The organism is Psychrobacter glaciei, assembly GCF_014652895.1.
GTDB lineage: Bacteria > Pseudomonadota > Gammaproteobacteria > Pseudomonadales > Moraxellaceae > Psychrobacter > Psychrobacter glaciei.
On sequence record NZ_BMZR01000007.1, the window covers coordinates 90860 to 113495 of the forward strand.

The following is a 22636-nucleotide window of genomic DNA, read 5'->3' on the forward strand; positions in this document are numbered from 1 at the left end:
TGTACCCTTCACTGAGAGTAACCCATGAGTATCAAGCCTGTGGTCGCCTTAATTGGTCGTCCAAACGTCGGTAAATCTACCTTATTTAATCAGTTCACTAAAAGTCGGCAGGCACTGGTTGCTGATTTGTCAGGGCTGACTCGTGACCGTCAATACGGCGATGCGGTATATGAAGGCAAAGCCTTTATTGTCGTCGATACGGGCGGTATTGGTGAAGCTGATGATGGTAGCGGCAACATCGATGATTATATGTCTGAGCAGTCGCATACTGCTATTCACGAAGCAGACATCATCGTATTTGTGGTTGATGCCCGTGCTGGTATGATTGGCGCTGATGCCGAAATCGGTAAATTCTTGCATACCCTTGGTAAACCCGTTTATGTGGTTGCCAATAAAGTCGATGGTGTACATGACTCCGCGCCTGCAGAGTTTTATGCTTTAGGCTTGGGCGAGCCGTATCCAATGGCTGCCAGTCATGGTCGCGGTGTCGGTAATTTGCTAGAAATACTGACCGCCGACATGCCTGAACAAGATGCGATGGTAGAACCAAGAGGCTTAAAGCTTGCCATCATCGGTCGTCCAAACGTTGGTAAATCTACCTTGGTAAACCGCTTATTGGGTGAAGACCGCGTCGTGGTGTTTGACATGCCTGGTACCACACGTGACAGCATTTATATCCCTTATAAGCGCGATGGCAAAGACTACGTATTGATTGATACCGCTGGTGTTCGTCGCCGCGGAAAAATCGATGAAAAAGTAGAGAAATTCTCGGTTATCAAAACCTTGCAAGCGATTGAAGACTCTAACGTCACGGTTATTGTCATTGATGCCCACGAAGGTATCGTTGACCAAGATTTGCATATGATAGGCTATGCACTCGATGCAGGTCGTGCCTTAGTGGTAGCGATCAATAAATGGGATGGTCTGACACAAGATCAAAGAGACTATATCAAAATTGAGATGGATCGCCGCTTTAACTTCATTCCGTATGTAAAAGTGCACTTAATCTCAGCATTACACGGTACTGGTGTGGGTAACTTATATCCATCCATCTTACGCGCTTATCAATCTTCTATGTTTGAAGTGTCAACCAACCGTTTGACCCAGATTTTACAAGATGCAGTGACCGCCAATCCGCCACCGACGGTTGCTGGTCGTCGTATCAAGCTACGTTATGCCCATATTGGTGGTCACAATCCACCCGTGATTGTTATCCATGGTAACCAAACTGGCTCGCTGCCTAAAAGCTATCAGCGCTACCTAGAAAACCAATTCCGTCAGGTTTTCAAGCTCGAAGGTACGCCACTTAACGTAGTCTTTAAGCTGAACGAAAACCCATACGCCAACAAAAGCGATACGCCGACCAAAGCGAAGGCACAGCAGTTGCGTCAGCGTGAGCGCAATCGAGCGCAAAAGTTCACCACCAAAGATAAAAAACCTCGTTAAAGCGGTAGGCTTATTACTTTTCAGTTCTTTATAAAGCCCCAAAGTATACTCTGCTGCAGCTTTGTTATAACAAGGCTGCAACAGAGTATACTAATGTTGCTCTTATCATGTCTTGCAAATACCTGTAATATAAATAACCAGTCGTCTTAACTCAGTTGAGTGACATGAACAACCAGCCGTTGCAAATCCTTCCTAAGTTTATCTGGCGCTCTGTCGTGCAGGCCATCATTTTGGCTGTGCTGGTAGGTATTCTATTGTCTTTTGTCTATGGTTTTGTGCATCACTATCAGCAAAAGCATCGGCATATTCAGCAGTTGGCTGCCTTACTGACGAGCAGTGCATCGACGATAGACGGTGCAGATACCGTTGCCAAGCAAGTCAGTATTGTGTTGGCGGCAGAACCAAATATCCAAAGTATTTTATTTTATTCAACACCGCAGCCTATTGCAGATATAGATAGGTTCACAGCCTACCAGTCACATGATGATTGGCAAAACGCTTTGTTCTCTGATACGGTCAGCTTCAATTATCCGGTTGTCAGTGATGATATCACTACCGATAGCGCTGCAACGATAGCCACTACTGAGCAAACAGACAAGCCTTTATCAGACAACATGATCGATCCGCCAGACCTTGAGGCGTTAACTGATGATAGTACCTTGGTTGGCTATATTAATATAACTTTGGACGTAGATAAACTGCGTGCCAACTGGTTGCGCAGCAATTTACTATTATGGCTTATCACCACTATATTGGCTGTCATCTGGATGCTATATATTCTGCGCAAACTCAGCTGGCCTGTCAAAGATATTGCAGCGCTAACCGACGTATGTGAAATCGTTAGCAAGCACCCAGAGCTTGAACAGCTGCCCGTTATTTCGCAGCAGTTTAAGTTTCAAGAACTGCTGCAAATTAAGCAGACTTTCACTGTTTTGTTTGATCGCTTGCAAAAGGCACAACAAGACTATGAAGCACTTGCTGTTTTTGAGCAGCAGTTACATCATAAGGATTTGTCTTTAAATGTACAGCTGCATAATTTTCAAAGTATGATTACCCATGAGTTAAAAACCTCGCTGAATGCTATTGTGGGCGGCTTACAGATATTAGATGATGAGCGACTAAGTGATGAGCAAAAAGACGCGTTAGATATCATTCGTAATGGTAGTGAAAAATTGGTATTGTCGCTTGACCAAATCATCCAGTTGAATCAAATACAAAAAGGTCAGATTAGCATCCATTCGAGTGAGTTTAATCCGCTTCAGTTAATTGCTGATCTGTTGGTGGATTTTGAGTCTATTGCTAAACAAAAAGGCTTGACCTTACTCAGCCATGTCTATCATATAGACTATACTCTCGAAGGCGATGTCGACAAAATAAAACAGGTATTATCGATACTCCTTAGTAATGCGATTAAGTTTACCCCAGTAGGGCAAGTGAGTATTACCTCGCAATTGACCCACTTTGACAACAGTAACCGTTGGCAAATCACTATTAGAGATACCGGTATTGGGATCGATAGTGATTATATCGAGGATATTTTCAACCCATTTTTTCAGGTAGATTCATCACAAACCCGTCAATATGAGGGGACGGGTATCGGCTTGCCAGTGGTCAAACAAATCGCTCAGCTAATGAGCGCGACTATCGAGGTTGAGAGTACCTTAGGCGTCGGTACACAGTTCATGTTTACTATTCCTTTGCCCAATAAACACCACGTTCATCAGCAAAACCTGTTGGCTGGTTTGGTTGTGGTTTACTATTATATTCATGAAACAGGGTTTTTGGTGGATGAGCTCCAGCGTTTGGGAGCGGTGGTCATCTGTCATCAGCAGGGGCATCTCGTTATCGATGAGCTAAATACGAGAAAAGTCGATATGGTGATGTTTGCAGAAGACGTGCCATCGAGTAATGCTGAAGTCATAGCCAAGCGTATACGCCAGTTCGAAAGCTACGAGAGTGAGTACCGTGCTTTATTAGTGTATTGGTACGCTCCAGATCAAGCGCAATATTTAGACAGTTTTGAGCATGGGCTAAAAGCGGCTGGCATCGATTATTGCCATAGCGCCGCCTATGATGATAAAGCCTTAAGTGATCTGCTAAAAAGTTGGCTACTATGGGCATAGCTTATACCATTCACAAAAATACGATTAGCTGTGTCAAAATCGCTTAGCCTACAATATGTAGTACTTGCACTCTTCTTCCTTGCTACTCTAATTATTGTGAATGGTATTACTTCAAAAATGGATTGAAATTAATTGATTTAAAAGCAATAGATATAAGTATTAATTAGTATAGCTATAACTCAGTATAGAAACAAAAAAAGACGCCCAAATTTGAGGCGTCTTTTTTATTGATTGATACTTTTATAAAATCATTTTGCTAGCAGACAGCGTCACTTTAAAATAAGTTCTGTACCCAGCGTACGGCATGTTGCCACATACGACTCATAAAGCCTGATTGCTCGACATCATTGGTCGCGATGATAGGCACTGATGCGACTGCTTTACCATCAATGACAGCCATCAATTTGCCAACTTCTTGACCCTTTTTGATAGGTGCTTCCAGGCTTTCAGGGATATCAACCACGGTCGTGATTTTATTTTTCTGCGTTTTGCTGGTCAAAATTTGCAGATTGTCACCCGTGGTTAGCTCTACTTCCTCAGCTTCTCCAAACCATACAGGGATTTTGCTTACGAATTGGCCAGCAGGTGCTTTGGTTACGGTAGTAAAATGACCAAAGCCCCAGTTGAGTAGCTCACGTGACTGATCGGCACGTGCTTGCTGGCTTTCTGTACCCATAATGACAGAGATTAAACGCATGCCTTCGCGGTTGCTTGAGGCGACTAAGCAATAGCCAGCGGCATCGGTATGACCTGTTTTTAGACCGTCAACAGTAGAGTCGGTACTGAGTAGGGCGTTACGGTTACCTTGCGTAATGCCATTGTAGGTAAACTCTTTTTCGGCATAAATACCATAATAGTCACCGCTATTTTTGACGATAGCGCGCGCCAACTTGGCCAAATCCAACGCAGAGGCTTCATGACCTTCGTCAGGCATGCCCGTAGAGTTAACGAAGTGGGTGTTCTCCATACCAAGCTTTTGCGCTTGCTCATTCATTAAGATGGCAAATGAGTCTTCGCTACCAGCAATATGCTCTGCCATCGCTTTTGAGGCATCATTACCTGATTGAATGATAATACCGCGCAGCATATCGATAACGCTGGCCGTCTTGTTCACCGGCACATACATACAAGATTGACTGCTACTACCGCGACACCAAGCATTTTTGCTCATCAATACTTGTTCTTCTTCTTTGAGATCACCTGATGCTAAGCGCTGCTCAATGATGTAACTGGTCATCATTTTTGTTAGAGACGCTGGTGGAAGAGCTTGATTGGCATTTTTTTGTGCCAAAATTTCACCAGTATTGTAGTCCATTAGCACATAGGCTGTATTTTCCATTTCAGGTGGCTGAATGGCGGCGCTCGCCATCACTGCACTCATAGAAATACTCATGCCAACTACCAGCTGCACCAGCTGTTTTTTTACACGCTTTACTGTCATAGATTGTTACACCGCATCATGGAACCAAATGTATCTGTCGCATCATAGCTGGTACTAAACCTCACACCTTCTATCAAACCGTATGTGTTAAATATAAGGGTTTAAAAGAGTATGTGAATGAGGAAAACCATGCCTGAGCGACGGACATAAAATTAACGCCTTATCTTAGCAAAATGCCAACCGATGGGGAATCGATAAATACAAAAAATAGGACGCGACTAAAAAAGAGAGACAACGCTTATAAAGCATTTCGATATATCAGGATTTATGCATATTTTTCACGTACCACAAAAAAGCTTGCCGCACCCACTGCAATTGGACAGTCGGGTGATAGCAAGCTTCTTCTAAGCGTAATGAGCTTATTCATTAAGCCCATTACGCTATCATTCCAGTTATTGAATTTGATAGGGCAAAAGCAGCAATATCTGTGCTTTTTATGGTTATTTATTGCTGCTTATATCCGATTGAATAATAAAGCTGGTTATATGGAGTAGTATTTTTAGGTTTAATAATGTCTGCGTTTTAGTCATAAAACTAAAAGCATCGTAATTAATATTCAGCATTTGCTAAATCTTCACACAAGGCTTTGTTCTCTTGCTTGGAGAAGCCCATGGTCCAGCTACGGATACCTTGTAATATTTGGCGATAATCCTGCTGTGTTGATAGATATTGAATCGCCGCTTTTGGATCTTCTAAAGACGGCATCAATTCATGCAACTGAACGGTATAAGACTTATAAAAACGCTGTTTCTGTTTGCCATTTAGCATCGGTGGACAAATCTCAGACAATACTTGCATCACGGCAATTTCATGCTTGGTGATATTCATACCAGACATATCCAATGGGATAGTGGTTGCTGGATTGGGTGCAGCATTGGTCGCTTGAGACAGCATGGCAACAGACGTTATCAGTCCTGCAAAACCAATTTTTGAGGCGGTCTTTGCTATCACAGAAGCTATAGATAATATCGATTGATTATTCATTCAGTATCACACTCGCTTATCTTTATTTAATGGTCATATGTTAATGGGTAAAAAAACAAAAGTCACATAAAATATTGATTTATGTGTAGATATATTGTGAGCTAAAGGCATTTTGCAGCAACATATCAGTAGCATCAGCTTATAAGTTACGTCAGCATAAAAGTATAAGTTTATATTGTTGTGCGTTGTTGTCTATTGTAACGTGTTACCGACCAGTTTTACTTTCAGATTGCGATTTGACTGCCGCGAAAGATCAAGGATCATGTCAAGCAACAGGCAAATTCAGCGCAAAGAGTGGGTTCGTGTCTCTCCACGATTAAGGTATAATCGCCCACAATGTCGTTGCACCTAACACCGTTATAAGGATAAGGTGCTACCTAATAATGACCATTGCTATGAGAAAACTGAGTGATAACAATTGTTTTTAGCCGTCCGTCAGTGTGAGTTGCGCTAAGCAATAAACCGTCAAATAACGGGCTGAGTATAACAATTTTATCCTTTTAAAGTAGACAAGCAGACAGACGGTCAAACCTAAATATATTGAGTACAAATGAAATTTTTAGTGAGTAATGATGATGGGGTACATGCGCCAGGATTGTTAGCATTAGCGCAAGCCTTGTCAAAGGTTGGCGAGGTGATGGTCGTTGCCCCAAACAATGAGCAGAGTGGCTGTGGTAGCGCCTTGAGCATCTCCCAGCCGTTATATACTCATCAATTACCCTCGGGGTTTATCGCGGTTAATGGATCGCCTGCGGACTGTGTTTATTTAGCGTTACACGAGTTATATCAAGACACACACTTTGACTGCGTGATTACCGGTATTAACTCAGGAGCTAATTTGGGGCAAGATGTATTGTTTTCGGGCACTTTTGGCGCGGCATTGACCGCGCAGCTCTTTGGATTGCCTGCAATTGCAACTTCTCTGGTAGGGGCAAGGATGAAAGGCGATGGACAAGATCAAACGAGCCGATATCAAATGGCTGCCGATGAAATCGTCAAACTGCTAACCGAAACATCTATAGTACAGGCATTCAAAAGTTTGCCCTATCATGTATTAAACGTTAATATCCCCGATGTAAATGATGCCGATGATATCAAAGGCCGAAAAATTACCTGTCTGGGACATAGCCAAATAGCACGGCCTGTGCACCATATGGTGGATCCGCGCGGGCGAGATGCCTATTGGCTATCGCTACGTAAGCAGCAATACAAGTCGCCATCAGAAATTGAAGACACTCAGTCATCGGCAACTAATATGACGGACGACCAAGCGGTGGCAGCGGGTTATATTAGTCTATCGCCAGTACGCTTGCATCACACGCCAGCAGACACTCTCAATAGGCTGTCGGCGTTAATGCTATAATTTAGCGCTGCCAAAGATTAGAAAAATCATTTATTATCGAGTTGTTGATGATGGTATTTGACAAAAATTAAACGGTATAAAAGTTAGCAAAATGCTTGTGATTAGCACAAGGAGTTTGTGAGTAACATAAAGAATAGGAAATCTTGTATGAAGAAGCTTATTGCTGGATCGCGCTTGGCAACGGTAGCATTGATAGGAACGTTGACAGCAGCATCGTTAGCGATAGTCGGCTGTGCGACGAAGCCTACTTACCAATCAGCTAACCAAGCGGGACCTAAGATTATTACCAATGCTAAAGGCGTTCCTAACTATCATCGCGTGCAGCGTGGCGATACGGTCAGTCAAATCGCTGAGCGCTATCGCTTGAGCTATCGTCAAATTGGGGCGATGAACGGTTTGGATAGTAAATATACCATCTATAGCGGTCAATGGTTGAAGCTATGGGAAGGCGCGCCAGTAACGGCAGCTAGCAACAATCGCTATAACACTTATAATGGTGCTAATACCTCTGCTCCGTCACAGCCGACTTATACGCCTCCTGTCAACAGCACGCCAACGCCAGCATATGAAGTAACGGCCAACGCGACATCAGGCTATGACTATCCAAGTCGTAACCAAGTGGTTCGTAACTTTGATGCGGCAGCGGGTAACATGGGCATGTGGTTTGCTGGTAACGAAGGTGATCCTGTGCTTGCCAGCCAATCTGGAACTGTGCTGTATTCGGGCAGTGGTCTACCAGAGTATGGCAACCTCATCATGATTCGCCACAGCGATAATTACATCACCGCCTACGCTCACAATAGTCAATTACTGGTCAAAGAAGGCGAGCAAGTACAACTTGGCCAGCGTATTGCCAGTATGGGTAGCAGTGGTCAAACCAACCAAGTCGGCCTAGAGTTTCAAGTGCGCTTGAATGGCAATCCTATCGATCCACGGGCTGTACTTGGACGTTAAATGCATGGACGTTAAATACCTTGACGTTAAATTTGATGAACTGCTGCTAATTGTTGCCGCTAATCGCTAAGTCACTTATTCATAATTGAGAGTTTTTATGATGTTAAAAAAACAGTATATTGCCCTTTTTCCTGCCTTAGTGATGGTAGGTTGTACCAGTCAACAGGCGATGCAGAAGCCTAGCAAGCCTGTGCGTCAAGGTAATGTACAGATTACCCAGACCCAAACCATCCAAGTAAAGCCAACACCAGCACCGGTTATCAAGCCGCAACCAGTGGCAAAACCAAGCTACAACAGCTTTTCTGATTGGAAGTCTGACTTCTCCATGCGTGCGCTGTCATCAGGCTATGATGCCTCAACGGTTCGACGTCTGATGGATTCTGCTTACTTAAATCAGCAGGTCATCTCGCTTGACTCAGGACAGCCAGAGTTTTCAAAGATGCCGTGGGAATATGTTGATTCTGCGGTATCAGATGGGCGTGTGAGTACGGGTAAGCGTAAGTTTGCTGAGCAACGCGCATTTTTGTCACAATTAGAATCACAGTATGGGGTAAGTGCCGAAACCATCGCTGCGATTTGGGGCATGGAGTCGTCATATGGTGTGGTGACTGGCAATAGCGATTTGCCAAGCGCGCTCTCTAGCCTTGCTTATGATGGTCGTCGCCAAGAGTTCGCCGAAACGCAGTTGCTGTCATTAGCGACGCTATTGCAGCGCGGTGACGTGTCTTGGTCGCAGTTAGAAGGCTCTTGGGCTGGCGGTATGGGACAGACGCAGTTCATCCCAGGTACTTGGTTAGAGCATGGTGTCGATGGCGATAGTAATGGTCATCGCAACCCATGGTCAACGGGTGATGCCTTGGCTTCTACTGCCAATTATCTCAGCAATTCAGGCTGGGTTCGCGGTCTGGCGCCTTTTTATGAAGTAACGGTTCCAGCTTCATTTGATTACTCAGTTGTCGGTAGCAAGCAACCTGTGGCCAGATGGGCAGCGCTTGGTGTTGATACCATAGATGATATTTATCTCGATGCCAATACGCAAATGGAGCTATGGCTACCAGCGGGTAAAGATGGCCCAGTGCTATTGTTAAGCCCAAACTTTGATGTGATCAAAGTCTATAACAACTCATCGAGCTATGCGCTGGGTGTGAGCTTGCTCGGTAAAGCACTGGCTGGGCAAAGTGGTCTAAGAAAATCATGGCCGCGCTATGAAAACCCGTTATCGACTTCTCAAGTGACCAGATTGCAGCAGCGCTTAACTGGTGCAGGTTATGACACCAAAGGCACAGATGGTATTATCGGTACCAATACCCGCAAAGCATTCCAGCGCTGGCAAGCAGATAATGCTCAAACGCCAGACGGTTTTATCAGTCAGCGTAGTGCTTCTTCATTGACATCATGGTGAAGTTGGTTGCTGGCGCTATTATGCAATAATCAACGCCACCGTTTTTGACGACTGTGTTCATGATTATAAATAATTATGAACACAACAAAGCACCTTAACCTAGGTGCTTTTTTATGCCCTATCTAAAGGCATTGATTTACAGGTGTCAGCTGACTTAAACGGTACTGAGTTAAAAGGCTCGCATTGAAAATTAAGCAGTTAAAATTAAGTACTCACTATTCGGGCATGTCATCATTTTAAAAATGGCGATAAAAACGAGATAAAATGAGATAAACGGTAGCCAAACAAGAAAAATAGCTGGTCAATATCGAGATATTGACCAGCTATTTGATACAGTTTGATGGTATTTAGCCTGTTTAGTCTCTTCCGTTCAGATTGAGGACATGCCCTGATGTCGATTATCTGTTAGTGTTTAACGAGAACGGTGCTATATAAACCTATTTGTATGATGCTATCAAAAATGTAAGTACGCCTACATTGACGTTATATAAAACCGGCTACAACAAATAGAAAGGATGCAATTGTAGAAGAGATGCAATTAACGCTGATAGCAAAAAATACGGGCTGCAAATGATAAACTGTCAGCAATGCCTCACTATAATGTAATCCTAATAACAACCGACAAACAGAGTGTGCCCCTATGATTACGATGGAAGCGTTACAGACAGCGATAAAGCTGCGCGTAGATACTTATAATAATAATGACTTTCCACTACCAACAAGGGTGCTCAAAAGCTGTGAGCTGCTAGACAGTCGTAACCAAATACTGGCGCAAGATATCACCGCAACATTCGATATACCAAGGCAGAATCTATCAGCGATGGATGGTTATGCCATTGCTCATGGCAGTGATATATCAAACGACAGCAGCATTCAAATCATTGGCGAATCACAAGCGGGCAGTGCTTATACTGGCGAGCTAGCAGCGGGACAAGGTGTGCGTATCTTTACTGGCGCGGTCGTTCCAGATAGCTGTGACACGGTCATCATGCAAGAGAATACTAACTTTGCCGCTATTAGAGATACAATCGATAAATCAAAACCTTACACGGTGACGCTGTCGCAAACGGCTCAGATCGATAGCAATATTCGCAAACAAGGTGAAGAAATCGAATCGGGCGAGACCGTATTGAAGGTAGGTAAACGCCTTAATGCTGCTGATATTAGCTTACTGGCTAATTTGGGAGCCAGCCAAGTCAAAGTATTTCAGCCGTTGACGGTAGGCTTGCTAGCGACTGGTGATGAGCTGGTTGCCGTTGGCAATGAGCTGACAAGCTTGGCGCAAATATATAATTCCAATACGCCAACACTCAAAACCATGCTGGCTGATCTGCCGGTGACCATTCGTGATTACGGCATTATCCCTGACAATCTAGAGCAGACGACTGCCGCTGTCCATAAAGCGATGCAAGACTGCGATGTCCTGATATCCACGGCTGGCGTCTCGGTTGGTGATTATGATTTTTTGACTACCGTGATTGAACAGCTGGGTCAGATTAACCACTATAAAGTCGCGATGAAGCCGGGTAAGCCATTTGTGTTTGGTGAATTAAATAAAGATATAGCCAAACCCGTGTTATATTTTGGTCTGCCGGGCAATCCATTATCGACGGTCGTTGGGGCATTACAGTTTGTGATACCAGCATTGTGGCAAATGTCAGGCGCTGGTCTGGCAGAGCGACCCATGCAACTGAGTGTCAAAGCGACACTCACAAACGATATCAGAAAATCAGCCGGTCGTAAGGACTTTCAGCGCGGTAGGCTCACACAAAACGACGCTGGCAGTTATCAAGTTGAGTGCTTCTCAGGTCAGCAATCGCATAGAATCAAACGGCTTAGCCGAGCGAATTGTTTTGTTGTTTTGGACAAAGACAGTGGTAATGTGGCATCAGGTGATAGCGTCATTGTGCAGCCGTTCCCTTGGCTACATGCGTAGTGACAGTTTTCTAAATCTCTATAAGATGAATACAAAAAAGCTGAAAATAAATCATACAATGGTAGGCCAAACACGAATAATAAAGTAATGCTGCTCACAAGCACTACTGATGGTAGGAAAATATGAGTGATGACAACATTAAGATAGGCCATGCACAACTGTATTCGCCTAGTATGTCTACATTAACAGCCACTACGGCTTTTGATAAATATCAAGTCCCGTCTGTAGCAGCACCTACCGAGCAAGATATTGAGCACTCTCAACCGTTAACTGATGGTTTTGCTCGACGTCTCACTTATCTGCGTTTGTCTATTACTGACTTCTGTAATTTTCGCTGTGAATACTGTTTGCCGAACGGCTATCAAGGCAAACGCCCTGATGATGAGCTCAGTGTCCCTGAGATTGCCACACTGATACGCGGCTTTGCTCAAGTCGGCACCAAAAAAGTTAGAATCACTGGCGGTGAGCCCTCTATCCGTCGCGATGTCGTCGAGATTATTGAAACCATCAAACAAACTGATGGCATTGAAACGGTGGCGATGACCAGTAATGGTTATAAGCTCGGTAAGCATTTAGCCAGTTGGCAAGCCGCTGGACTCGACCAGTTAAATATCAGCATGGACAGCTTTGATGCTGCTACCTTTCATAAGATGACGGGCTTTGATAGCTTGCCACAGCTGCTCGCTGATATGGATACCTTACTCCAAACCACGGATATTAAGCTTAAAATTAATAGTGTGTTGATGGCAGAAACTGCCTTTGAAAATCTGATAGATGCCATTGATTACGTCAAAGATAGACAAGTGACTTATCGATTTATAGAGTTCATGCAGACCAGTGACAATAGCGACCTGTTTTTTGCCCAGCATGCCCAGTCCGATATTATTACCGATTATTTATTAGAGCATGGTTGGCAGCCACATGAGCGTGGCAGTAGCGATGGTCCTGCAGTAGAGTACAGCCATCCTGATTATATGGGACGCATTGGTATGATTGCCCCTTACGCGGCGCATTTCTGTGATACCTGCAATCGCCTACGGGTGAGCAGTCAAGGAAAAGTGCATCTGTGCTTATTCGATCAAGGCAACTATGATATTCGTCAGCATTTACAGAACAATGATGTGCAGGGTTTAGTCAATGATCTCCATAGCTTTATGCCGATTAAACCTGAGCATCATCATTTGCATGATGCCAATAGTGGCATTATGCACAACCTGTCAATCATTGGCGGTTAAATTAATGAGCACGTTACGCTTTTTTAAACATTAACATCACCTTCTCTAGGAAACTCTATGAGCAAACCCGCTGCAGCATTTACACCGCTTAATATTGCCGTATTAACCGTCTCCGACAGTCGCACACTCGCAGAAGATACTTCAGGACAATACTTGGCAGACAGCTTAACCGAAGCAGGGCATCACTTGGCAGATCGGCAGCTGATCTCTGATGATATCTATCAGATAAGAGCGGTTATCAGTGGTTGGATTGCAGATCCAAAGGTTCAAGCGGTGATTACAACGGGCGGTACGGGATTTTTTATCAGAGACAGTATGCCAGAAGCGGTAAAAGTACTGTTTGATAAGTCGATCGATGGCTTTGGTGAAATGTTTCGTCTCATCTCAAAAGATGAGATCGGCATGTCTACGGTACAATCACGAGCGGTTGCTGGCATGGCAAATGGCACGGGTATATTTTGCTTACCCGGCTCATCAGGCGCGTGTCGTACTGGCTGGGAAAATATCTTGAAAGAGCAGTTTGATAGTCGTACTCGTCCGTGCAATTTTGTGCCACACTTTTTGGCACAAAACCCTGGCCATGACTGATATTTAATGATGGCTAATACTGCACCACATCTAAATAGTTTGGCAGGCGTAGTCATCTTAGCGGGTGGCGCGTCCAAGCGTATGGGCGTGCCCAAAGCGGAACTCACCCTACCGACAGGTGAGCGGCTGTTAGACTATCATGTGGGTCATGTCCTTGAACTAAAAGCAGCTGCCGAAAATGCAACTGATTTCAATATACCGATTATGATTGCGGACAATGAGCGTGGTTTTACGGTTGATTTAGATTTAAGTATTGGTAATCCACAATCTCCAATGATGCATATTGCTGATTACACTCCTGTCAATGATGACGAGCAGAGTGATAACGGTGGAGCATTGGTTGCTATTGAATCAGCTTTGCAGACATTAGCCAAGCTCACTGATACAATGCCAAACCAAAAATCCGGCTCATCATGGTTACTCGTTATTAGCTGCGATAGTTTAATACCGGCAACAGGCTTGTGGCAGAAATTACAACCAGTGATTAGTCAAGTGGCCGATAAAAAAGTGGTTTGCCTAACCGATGATAGCCATCTATATCCGTTGTTAGGGCTGTATCAATTGAGTATTGAGGCCGATTTAAAGGCTTATATTGATAGCGGTCAACGCCGTGTCATGTCATTTATTAAGCCTCTTACGCAAGCTGTGCCTTTGACAGAAAATTGGCAGTGTCTAACCAACTTTAATACCCCTGAAGATTTCCAACGTGCCTGCGCAGCGTTAAGCGATTTATAAAAAATTATCAAGAGACATTATTAAGAGAAATTAGCAATGAATAGCAATAATCAGGAAAGCAGACAATCTAGCTTATCGCATCTAGATGGCAATGGTGATATTACCATGGTCGATGTCAGTGGCAAGATGGCAACGACGCGAGAAGCAAACGCGGTCGGACAAGTGCGTTTTCCAAGCGAGATTTATGCGCAAATCAAAGCTGCTGATGGCATGACTAAAAAGGGTAGCATCACTCAGACGGCACATATCGCCGGTATTATGGCCGCCAAGCGCACACACGATTTGATTCCATTGTGTCATCCATTGCCGCTAGACAAGATTGGTCTAGCCTTTGCTTATGATGACGACCTAAATGCCATTATCGTCAGCGGCACTGTCAAAGTCACGCATAAAACTGGGGTCGAGATGGAAGCCTTAACCGCCGTTAGCATTGCTTGTCTGACCATCTATGATATGACCAAAGCACTATCGCATGATATCGTTATTGATAATATTCATTTGGTGACAAAAACGGGCGGCAAATCAGATTATAGTCATGCTTAAAATCAGGCTTAGATTGATGGAATTTTTTCACGATGAGCATTACTAAATGAGCAGTAATATCAGTATAACGCTTGATAGCTTACACAGAATGGAAGGTTTTTATGAGTACTATTGACGTAGCACCAAACACTGAATCGATGATGACTATCAACGTCTTGTATTTCGCCAGCTTAGCGGATGAAGCCAACTGCCAACAAGAAACGCTCAGCGTTGAGCAGTCGACCTCATTAACTGAGCTGTACGAACAACTCAGTCAAAAGCATCGCTTTAGTCGCCCGCAGGCAGAGCTACGCGTGGCGGTAAATGATTACTTTGTTAAATGGACAGACCAGATCCATGATGGTGACAGTGTGGTATTTATCACGCCAGTCGCGGGTGGTTAAATTTTAGTAGACCGCTTCCTATTTAAAAAGACAGCAAATAGAGATATCACATGACAGATAACGTCCATAGCCACTCAATGACCATCAAGCGTAGCATCGACGAAGCCTATCTAATCGCTGAGCGTGATGGCTTTGCGTTATTGGATGTGGCGATTGATGAAGGCCGACTCAAAGACACCCTCGACGATGATCGCTGCGGCGCTTTTGTCTGCTTTGAGGGCAGAGTACGTAATCACAATAATGCCACCAGCGTTGAACGCTTAACCTATTATGGCTACGAAGACTTGGCACTGAATCAAGGTCGCGCTATCATCGAAGAAGCCAAAAAGCGTTTTGAAATCACTCATGCTATTGCCATCCATCGTATTGGTGCTTTAGAGATAGGCGATGTCGCTGTCTGGGTGGGCGTGGTTTCTGCCCATCGTTATCCCGCTTTTGATGCTTGCCGCTGGATACTAGATACGATTAAGGCAGACATTCCGGTATGGAAGCAAGAGTATTACGACAATGATGTTTCGAAGTGGCTTAGCAATAACGGTTAAGAACGAGGATGGTTAGTAATGGCTAAGTTGATGGCAGTGACACCTATCTTTGCATTTTTACTAGTAGCGTTAAGCGCTTGTACATCAGAAAATACGGTTGACACGGATTCTGCTAGCCAGACACCTGAGCAAACTCAAACCCTGCGTATCGCTGCTGCTGCCAATTTATCGGATGTATTGCCTCAAATTATTGACGGTTATAAAACAGATGAAAACTTAGCGGCGCAGGATATTGACGTCACTTATGCCTCATCAGGTAAGTTATACGCGCAAATAAAAGCAGGGGCACCTTACGATATATTCTTATCTGCCAATCAAGAATTCCCTGCCAAACTGGCGGCTGAAAGAGTCGTAGACAACGATAAAAATAATGAGAGTTATACACCATTTACTTATACGCAAGGTCAATTGGTACTATATAGCGTCACTAAGTCATTGCATGGGCTTGAGCCAGCAGCAGTGAGTGACTTATTAATAAAAGACGCTAATGGCAAGATAGCCATCGCCAATCCTGAGCTTGCCCCTTATGGCGCATCGGCACAAGCCTATTTACAGTCGCAAAATTTATATAACACTTTAAATAAGCAAAAACGCCTGATACAAGCAGAAAATATCGGCCAAACATTTCAATATGCGCATACGGGTAGTGTGGATTATGGCTTTGTTGCACAGTCACAAATCATCGCTATCAAAGCCAAACCCGAACAATTCATCACGTTAGCACCAGCCTCTTATCCAGCGATTTTGCAAGATGGTATCGTTATTAGTGATGCACTCATTGCTACAGATTTTACAGATTATTTACGCTCGAAAGCAGGACAACACTATTTCTCACAAGCCGGCTATCTAATGGTTAAATAACCAAGCATTATCCTTATACCAGACCCAAAAATACGATTAGCTGTGTCAAAATCGCTTGGCCTACAATGCGTAGTACTTACACTCTTTTTCCTTGCTACTCTAATTTTTGTGAATGATATAGTGAGTGAAAAGTAATATTGAACCATCAGGCACTGCTGATATTAATTTTCCTTGCTTGCTGTGCTTACACAGACAGAGGCGACAAAAAATTGATATCAGCAAGACCGTCGCGTTTTTAGTATATTTTGACTATATTACTTGTTACGATCATTAATGGCTAGCAACGACCAAGAAAGAGCAATGACGTTATGATAGCCCAATCTTTTATGGCAGACATGCTCAGTCCATTGTGGGTGAGCGTTAAGCTCGCTAGTGTTACGACCTTATGCTTATTACTGTTTGCCACGCCTGTCGCTTATTGGCTCGCCAAACCGAGCCGTGGCCGAGTACTTAGTCGTTTTAAAGTCTTACTAATGGGCGTTATCGCGTTGCCGTTAGTATTACCGCCTACCGTGATTGGCTTTTATTTATTACTGCTATTAAGCCCCAACGTGGGTATCGGTAGATGGCTCGCTGAGCATGATATCAGCCCATTCATCTTTACCTTTGAAGGGCTTGTCATCGGCTCTATTATTTACTCGTTGCCCTTTTATATTCAGCCTGTCTACGCTCAGTTTTTGCGCATTCCAGCCAGCGTCATCGAAGTGGCGCATTTATTGGAGCCAAGTCGTCTGAGGCGCTTTATGAAAGTAGCATTGCCACAAGCGCGCGTTGGTATTATTCTTGGCAGCTTAATTAGCTTTGCCCATACCATTGGCGAGTTTGGAGTGGTATTGATGATAGGTGGGAGTATCTCAGGTGAGACCAAAGTCGTCTCGATTGCTATCTATGAGCAAGTTGAGGCGCTGAATTATGAAGCGGCACATATGATGTCCGGCATTCTTATTATCATTGGTATCATCATGGTCGCCTTGATTGCCACTGTCAATAAGCTAAATCAACGCTGATGCTCAATTAACGCCAATAGAAGCGACGCAAACCGCATTTTTAACATACTCTAATTTCTAGCGGTTCTCATCTGAGCGCTTAATACTGTCTGGGCTTGCTTGATAAACAGCATCCAGCTCATCCTCTGTTAGATACTTCTCTACAATAGGATATAGTTCGCGCTCCTCAAAACGAATATGGTCGTATAGTAACGTGCCAAGCTCTCTGACTTGTACTCTCGTTAGAGACTGACTCGCCGTTTTTTGACCCGCATCTATCAGGGTCTGCAAGCGTTTATGCTGACCAGCAAGCGCCGCTAATACCGATGCTACTTCAGGTTGAGATGCTCGATAAGGCTCTAACGCATTAGCAATTAAGTTGTCTTCAATCTGAAAATGATCTTCAATCTGAAAATGATCTTCAATCTGAAAATGATCTTCAATCTGAAAATGATCTTCAATCTGAAAATGATCTTCAATCTGAAAATGATCTTCAATCTGAAAGTGATATTGCATATCGTCGATATAAGCGGTGAGATTATGCCAGTGCTTGGCAATCTCTGTAACCGTGTCAGTGCATTCTTTCGCATGACGAGACAAGTTAAGACCAAGGTGATGCTGGCGAGATAATGGCTGTAATTGATTGGCACGTTTCATATTTAAATACCTTGATGAGTCAGGGCGTGTCCTCAATCTGAACGAAAGTGACTAAATGGGTTAAAAACGGCTAAATCTTGCCAAACAGCTAGTTAATATTCTCTGCGCTGTCTCTTTCTTGTATTGACCTAACTATAGTCATGCTCTAACCACCAAGCATGCTTTTTGACACCCCACTCACTTTTTTAATGTGGGGGTCAAAGTATCAAAATATATAAGCCTTATTTATTAACTTTTCTATTGATTGGTTTAGACGTCAGGACGGTTATCAAATTCAGCCAGCATAGCGCTAATACGCTGATCTTTTTGATGCCACATTTCCTCTATCCAAGCAAACATTTGCGCCTTGATGGCCTCATCATTCTCATAACCACCGTTTTTGACTGCATCAAATAGTGCATCAGGTATCTCGACATGTCGCACGTCGACACCCAAACGCTTAATGTTGCCCTTCCACAGATCACTATACGTCGGCACCCCGTCAGGATAAACGATGGTCATATCCAAGATGCCATCCATCTCTTTACCCAACGCATTGATCGCCAATGAGAGACCACCCGCGCGAGGCTTGAGCAGATGCTTATAAGGTGACTGCTGTTTGTCATGCTTGTCTTGGGTAAAGCGCGTCCCTTCTAAATAGTTCAATAAGGTAAAGGGTTTGTCTTTGAGGAGGGCGCACGCGCGTTTTGCTTCCTCAATATCCTTACCTTGTAAGGCTGGGTTTTTAGCAATCGCTTCTTTAGAGTGCCGACGCATCATAGGAAAGTCTAAAAAGTAAAACGCTTGACCAATAACAGGAATATATATCAGCTCAAACTTGGTAAAAAAGCGCGTTAATGGTAAGCGATTTTCACTAATATATTGCACGATACTGGTATCTACCCATGATTGATGATTACTCATCAGTAGGTACTTGCCCTGCATATTGACGTCATCGGGTAGGCTGATACGCCAGTCTTTCTCTGGCAAGATATTATCGATTAAAGCGTTATTACTGTTTATCCAATAATTGGTCACTTTGATCATCGTGTCATCAGCGATCGCTGCACCGGTCACGACTTTGGTAGCACCCATCAGCCATACGGGTAGCGCAACGATTAAGCTATTACCAGCAAGCACACCTGTCGCCGTCGCAAGCGAGGCGACTTTGCCCAGTTTAGGGTTGCGTTTGTGCATTTTTTGCATGAATGATGACAGTCGCATGTTAAATCCTTTTATTCTACTAACTGATAATGACTCCAGTTCACTGAACGCTCGTTAACCATAGTCGGTTCAATATAATTTGGATACAAGGAAGGCAAGGGAAAGTACTACAAATAGTAGACTAAGCGAGCCTGACACCGTATCTGATTTATAGAGGACTGACCATATTTGGTTTTTATGAGCGTATAAACTGGAATTGAGAAGATTCGACCTATCATTATCCACTTGTTGGCGGTGTTTTCTAGCGTTTTTGAGTAATTTCTAACGCCATTGACTCAGTAAATAAAATTGGAACACCATTTGTGTACCAAAATAAGCTATAAATTTTTGTTGACCCGCTATTTAACACTGTTTGGCAAGATTTATCTATGTTTGGCTCATGTAGTCGTTTCCGTTCAGATTGATTACACGTCCTAACGCGCCCCGAATTGTCACAGTAGGCATCATCAATGACTCGAATGCATCTACTGACGCCTGCAATAATCTTGTTAGATTTAAGATGTTAATAGATAACATACTTGATAAGGATATCACGATGATAAACAGGATCACTCATGCTTAATCTAAAAAGACTAACGTTAATCACCGCTATCATTATCCTTTTTCAATCAAGCCGTTCAGAATATAAAAGTGCCATAAGGTGCTGCTTATGTGCTAGGGGACTTCTTACCCACACTTCAATACTTTACTAAGGCTGAATTTTAGGCGTTAAGTTTTGATGCTTATACGTCGCAGGCTATCTGTAGTTCTAAAGGTTTCAGCACAGACCCCTAATATATTTCGGTATAACTCTATACCGTGAGAACAATGGCGATGCGATATGGTTAATTTGGTGACCATCTCTAAAGGCATTCTACCGCCATCGAATTGATCTAAATCAATGGTTTGCATCCTAATTTCAGGAGTGTTGTGAGAGCGGTGAATCTTAAATAAATAGAGAACCAAGATTTTTCCATTAGAGAGAATCATACTTTTATGATGGCTGACGATGTAGAGATATAGTCGCTTGGCGCTTGAATCAACATGCGAATAGCACCTTTTTAAATTTCAGATATGTGGTTCTGTCTTTTTATGGCCATATTCTGTCAGATCTAATAGATATTCGATTATATAAATATATGCTTGCAATGTTTACAAAACAATAATAATATTACATAGTCACTTAGTTTCAATTACATTTAAACAACTTTTATTTACATCATCAAGAAGCCCTATTTAAAGATGTAATATTTTTCATATCGGTACAATTTATTCAGCATTTTCTCAAATAATTTTCTGTAAACCCCTATATGAACTATCTATCGAGCATGTGAAAAAATACGAAATTTGTTTGCAAATTCAAAAATATTTTTGTTCCATGCTGTAATGAATTCCTATTTAAAATAGAGTATTTATCATGATGAAGACAACTAAAACACCTATTTTACAAAGAACTGCTCTCATAATTGCAATGAGTGCAGTCAGTTTTCCATCATATGCGTTAGGTCCTCTTGATAATAGCTACGAATACTTTGATGAGGGTCAGGTCATTGTTAGTAATCGTGATCGGATCACTGCAAATGAAGCTCAAACACAAACTAACACTAATGAACTCAATACCAACCGGCCTTATATAGATCAGTTAATAGACAGTATAGACAATCCACCAGCACCCGTAGTTGTGCCAGATGATCTGCCAACTGCACCAGTAGGTGGTACGGCTCCACAGTCTACAGGATCAGGGCCAGGGCCAGGGTCATCAGGATATTCAGATAGAACTAATAGAAAATGTTCAGAAACTATTGATAATGAAATTCGTACTCTAGAATATACTCAGATAGGTGTTGATTTAGCTGCAATAGCTGTAGAAGCAGCTGGTGAAGCAATACAGGCGTTACCTTTTGGTGCCGGGGCTGGCGGTTCTATTCTTGTTGTTGGCTCACTAGTGACTCAAGCAGCAGGTATTGCACTTGGATTTACTACACTTGCATTGGATGCTGATGCCGCAGATGCGCCGTCATGTGGGCAGGAGTTCGTCGGTGATGTCGAGGTAACAGAGGGTGCAGCTGTTGTTGTTGAAAATAGAGCTGGTACTTCATCAGTATCATTAGGTCCTGATGGAGCAGGTAACCTACAATCGGGAGTGTCTATTGGTGGTGGACAGATACTAGGGGCTGGTGACAGTAACAATGGAGATGCCGCGACAGCATCAGACCCAACAGCGATTGCCATCGGTAATGGTTCTCAAGCATTAGTAGCAAATAGTACCGCTATTGGAGAGAGCGCCATAGCAAGCGGTGCAAATTCAAGCAGCTATGGCGCACAGTCTCAAGCAACGGGTGGAAACAGCACTGCAATTGGACGAGATGCGCAAGCGACCAATACAAATACGACAGCAGCTGGTGTGAGTAGTAGAGCGACAGGTTCAAACAGCACAGCAACTGGACAAGGTGCACAGGCGACCAATACAAATACGACAGCAGCTGGTGTAAGTAGTAGAGCGACAGGTTCAAACAGCACAGCAAACGGACAAGATGCACAAGCTACCGCCATCAATACAACGGCAACCGGTGTGAGTAGTAGAGCGACAGGTTCAAACAGCACAGCAAACGGACAGGATGCACAGGCGGCCGCCATCAATACAACGGCAACCGGTGTGAGCAGTAGAGCGACAGGTTCAAACAGCACAGCAAACGGACAGGATGCACAGGCGACCAATACAAATACGACAGCATCTGGTGTGAGTAGTAGAGCAACGGGTTCAAACAGCACCGCAAACGGACAAAACGCACAAGCCACTCAAGAAAATGCAACGGCAATGGGTCAAAACGCACAAGCTACCGCTGTAAATACAACAGCAGCTGGTGTGAACGCTCTGGCAACGGGCGCAAACAGCACAGCAAATGGACAAGACGCACAAGCCACCAATACAAATACGACAGCATCAGGTGTGAGTAGCAGAGCGATAGGCTTAAATAGCACAGCAGCCGGACAAGATGCACAAGCTACCCAAGAGAATACAACGGCAACCGGTGTGAGCAGTAGAGCAACAGGTTTAAACAGCACAGCAACTGGACAAAACGCACAAGCCACTCGAGAGAATGCAACGGCATTGGGTCGCAATGCGAAAGCCACCGCTGTTAATACAACAGCAACTGGTGTCAATGTGAAGGCAACTGGTCTAGAAGCCACCGCCACTGGTTTTGAAGGCACGGCATCAGGATCTTACGCAACCACCTCAGGTAGTAGAGCCATTGCTTCAGGATTTGGCTCAA

General features: G+C 43.7%; 18 protein-coding genes and 1 pseudogene. 15 read left to right on the forward strand and 4 right to left on the reverse strand.

Annotated features, from left to right (window positions below):
* Nucleotides 1-24: 24 nt before the first annotated feature.
* On the forward strand, nucleotides 25-1446 hold the full coding sequence (gene der, locus IE130_RS12730) for a ribosome biogenesis GTPase Der (RefSeq protein WP_010199034.1): 1422 nt from the start codon (nucleotides 25-27) through the stop codon (nucleotides 1444-1446).
* Between the two features lie 164 nt (nucleotides 1447-1610).
* A complete protein-coding gene (locus tag IE130_RS12735) occupies nucleotides 1611-3569 on the forward strand; it encodes a sensor histidine kinase (protein WP_189586547.1) in 1959 nt (652 codons plus the stop codon).
* Nucleotides 3570-3843: 274 nt separating this feature from the next.
* Here the strand turns inward: IE130_RS12735 and IE130_RS12740 are convergent, their stop codons facing one another.
* Nucleotides 3844-5010, reverse strand: coding sequence for a D-alanyl-D-alanine carboxypeptidase family protein (locus tag IE130_RS12740; RefSeq protein ID WP_189586550.1), 1167 nt, complete (start codon nucleotides 5008-5010; stop codon nucleotides 3844-3846).
* A 549-nt stretch (nucleotides 5011-5559) separates the two neighbouring features.
* Nucleotides 5560-5994, reverse strand: a complete 435-nt coding sequence (locus IE130_RS12745) for an MCR_0457 family protein (RefSeq protein WP_010199041.1) — start codon at nucleotides 5992-5994, stop codon at nucleotides 5560-5562.
* Nucleotides 5995-6544: 550 nt separating this feature from the next.
* Between IE130_RS12745 and surE the strand changes: the two genes are divergently transcribed.
* From surE to modB, 12 genes are all read left to right on the forward strand, one after another.
* Nucleotides 6545-7357, forward strand: a complete 813-nt coding sequence (surE, locus tag IE130_RS12750) for a 5'/3'-nucleotidase SurE (protein WP_189586552.1) — start codon at nucleotides 6545-6547, stop codon at nucleotides 7355-7357.
* 147 nt (nucleotides 7358-7504) lie between these two features.
* On the forward strand, nucleotides 7505-8311 hold the full coding sequence (locus IE130_RS12755) for a peptidoglycan DD-metalloendopeptidase family protein (RefSeq protein WP_189586555.1): 807 nt from the start codon (nucleotides 7505-7507) through the stop codon (nucleotides 8309-8311).
* A gap of 97 nt (nucleotides 8312-8408) precedes the next feature.
* Nucleotides 8409-9713, forward strand: coding sequence for a lytic murein transglycosylase (locus IE130_RS12760; RefSeq protein WP_189586558.1), 1305 nt, complete (start codon nucleotides 8409-8411; stop codon nucleotides 9711-9713).
* 640 nt (nucleotides 9714-10353) lie between these two features.
* The gene (locus tag IE130_RS12765) at nucleotides 10354-11649 is read left to right on the forward strand and encodes a molybdopterin molybdotransferase MoeA (RefSeq protein ID WP_189586561.1); all 1296 of its coding nucleotides are present in this window, start codon (nucleotides 10354-10356) and stop codon (nucleotides 11647-11649) included.
* Nucleotides 11650-11771: 122 nt separating this feature from the next.
* On the forward strand, nucleotides 11772-12884 hold the full coding sequence (gene moaA, locus IE130_RS12770; protein ID WP_189586564.1) for a GTP 3',8-cyclase MoaA: 1113 nt from the start codon (nucleotides 11772-11774) through the stop codon (nucleotides 12882-12884).
* Between the two features lie 57 nt (nucleotides 12885-12941).
* Nucleotides 12942-13472: a molybdenum cofactor biosynthesis protein B gene (gene moaB, locus IE130_RS12775; protein ID WP_189586567.1), complete on the forward strand. Its 531-nt coding sequence runs from the start codon at nucleotides 12942-12944 to the stop codon at nucleotides 13470-13472.
* Nucleotides 13473-13478: 6 nt separating this feature from the next.
* The gene (mobA, locus tag IE130_RS12780) at nucleotides 13479-14207 is read left to right on the forward strand and encodes a molybdenum cofactor guanylyltransferase (protein WP_189586570.1); all 729 of its coding nucleotides are present in this window, start codon (nucleotides 13479-13481) and stop codon (nucleotides 14205-14207) included.
* Between the two features lie 36 nt (nucleotides 14208-14243).
* The gene (gene moaC, locus IE130_RS12785) at nucleotides 14244-14750 is read left to right on the forward strand and encodes a cyclic pyranopterin monophosphate synthase MoaC (protein WP_189586573.1); all 507 of its coding nucleotides are present in this window, start codon (nucleotides 14244-14246) and stop codon (nucleotides 14748-14750) included.
* A gap of 101 nt (nucleotides 14751-14851) precedes the next feature.
* Complete coding sequence (locus tag IE130_RS12790) at nucleotides 14852-15133, forward strand: MoaD/ThiS family protein (RefSeq protein ID WP_189586576.1); 282 nt, start codon at nucleotides 14852-14854, stop codon at nucleotides 15131-15133.
* Between the two features lie 50 nt (nucleotides 15134-15183).
* A complete protein-coding gene (locus IE130_RS12795; RefSeq protein WP_189586578.1) occupies nucleotides 15184-15675 on the forward strand; it encodes a molybdenum cofactor biosynthesis protein MoaE in 492 nt (163 codons plus the stop codon).
* Between the two features lie 18 nt (nucleotides 15676-15693).
* Nucleotides 15694-16536 carry a molybdate ABC transporter substrate-binding protein gene (gene modA, locus IE130_RS12800; RefSeq protein ID WP_189586581.1) on the forward strand — a complete coding sequence of 281 codons (843 nt, stop codon included), beginning with the start codon at nucleotides 15694-15696 and terminating at the stop codon, nucleotides 16534-16536.
* Between the two features lie 308 nt (nucleotides 16537-16844).
* Complete coding sequence (gene modB, locus IE130_RS12805; RefSeq protein WP_189586585.1) at nucleotides 16845-17543, forward strand: molybdate ABC transporter permease subunit; 699 nt, start codon at nucleotides 16845-16847, stop codon at nucleotides 17541-17543.
* Nucleotides 17544-17600: 57 nt separating this feature from the next.
* Here modB and IE130_RS12810 read toward each other — a convergent pair whose 3' ends face one another.
* Nucleotides 17601-18179, reverse strand: a complete 579-nt coding sequence (locus IE130_RS12810; RefSeq protein WP_189586588.1) for a hemerythrin domain-containing protein — start codon at nucleotides 18177-18179, stop codon at nucleotides 17601-17603.
* A 249-nt stretch (nucleotides 18180-18428) separates the two neighbouring features.
* Nucleotides 18429-19382, reverse strand: coding sequence for a 1-acylglycerol-3-phosphate O-acyltransferase, YihG family (gene yihG / locus IE130_RS12815; protein ID WP_189586591.1), 954 nt, complete (start codon nucleotides 19380-19382; stop codon nucleotides 18429-18431).
* A 1396-nt stretch (nucleotides 19383-20778) separates the two neighbouring features.
* Between yihG and IE130_RS12820 the strand changes: the two are divergent.
* Nucleotides 20779-22636: pseudogene (locus tag IE130_RS12820) on the forward strand (hypothetical protein); the annotation flags it as partial.

Excerpts from the sequence above, each read along its gene's own strand:
- der (WP_010199034.1), top strand. The coding sequence starts at position 25 with ATGAGTATCAAGCCTGTGGTCGCCTTAATTGGTCGTCCAAACGTCGGT.
- IE130_RS12735 (WP_189586547.1), top strand. The coding sequence starts at position 1,611 with ATGAACAACCAGCCGTTGCAAATCCTTCCTAAGTTTATCTGGCGCTCT.
- IE130_RS12740 (WP_189586550.1), bottom strand. The coding sequence starts at position 5,010 with ATGACAGTAAAGCGTGTAAAAAAACAGCTGGTGCAGCTGGTAGTTGGC.
- IE130_RS12745 (WP_010199041.1), bottom strand. The coding sequence starts at position 5,994 with ATGAATAATCAATCGATATTATCTATAGCTTCTGTGATAGCAAAGACC.
- surE (WP_189586552.1), top strand. The coding sequence starts at position 6,545 with ATGAAATTTTTAGTGAGTAATGATGATGGGGTACATGCGCCAGGATTG.
- IE130_RS12755 (WP_189586555.1), top strand. The coding sequence starts at position 7,505 with ATGAAGAAGCTTATTGCTGGATCGCGCTTGGCAACGGTAGCATTGATA.
- IE130_RS12760 (WP_189586558.1), top strand. The coding sequence starts at position 8,409 with ATGATGTTAAAAAAACAGTATATTGCCCTTTTTCCTGCCTTAGTGATG.
- IE130_RS12765 (WP_189586561.1), top strand. The coding sequence starts at position 10,354 with ATGATTACGATGGAAGCGTTACAGACAGCGATAAAGCTGCGCGTAGAT.
- moaA (WP_189586564.1), top strand. The coding sequence starts at position 11,772 with ATGAGTGATGACAACATTAAGATAGGCCATGCACAACTGTATTCGCCT.
- moaB (WP_189586567.1), top strand. The coding sequence starts at position 12,942 with ATGAGCAAACCCGCTGCAGCATTTACACCGCTTAATATTGCCGTATTA.
- mobA (WP_189586570.1), top strand. The coding sequence starts at position 13,479 with ATGATGGCTAATACTGCACCACATCTAAATAGTTTGGCAGGCGTAGTC.
- moaC (WP_189586573.1), top strand. The coding sequence starts at position 14,244 with ATGAATAGCAATAATCAGGAAAGCAGACAATCTAGCTTATCGCATCTA.
- IE130_RS12790 (WP_189586576.1), top strand. The coding sequence starts at position 14,852 with ATGAGTACTATTGACGTAGCACCAAACACTGAATCGATGATGACTATC.
- IE130_RS12795 (WP_189586578.1), top strand. The coding sequence starts at position 15,184 with ATGACAGATAACGTCCATAGCCACTCAATGACCATCAAGCGTAGCATC.
- modA (WP_189586581.1), top strand. The coding sequence starts at position 15,694 with ATGGCTAAGTTGATGGCAGTGACACCTATCTTTGCATTTTTACTAGTA.
- modB (WP_189586585.1), top strand. The coding sequence starts at position 16,845 with ATGATAGCCCAATCTTTTATGGCAGACATGCTCAGTCCATTGTGGGTG.
- IE130_RS12810 (WP_189586588.1), bottom strand. The coding sequence starts at position 18,179 with ATGAAACGTGCCAATCAATTACAGCCATTATCTCGCCAGCATCACCTT.
- yihG (WP_189586591.1), bottom strand. The coding sequence starts at position 19,382 with ATGCGACTGTCATCATTCATGCAAAAAATGCACAAACGCAACCCTAAA.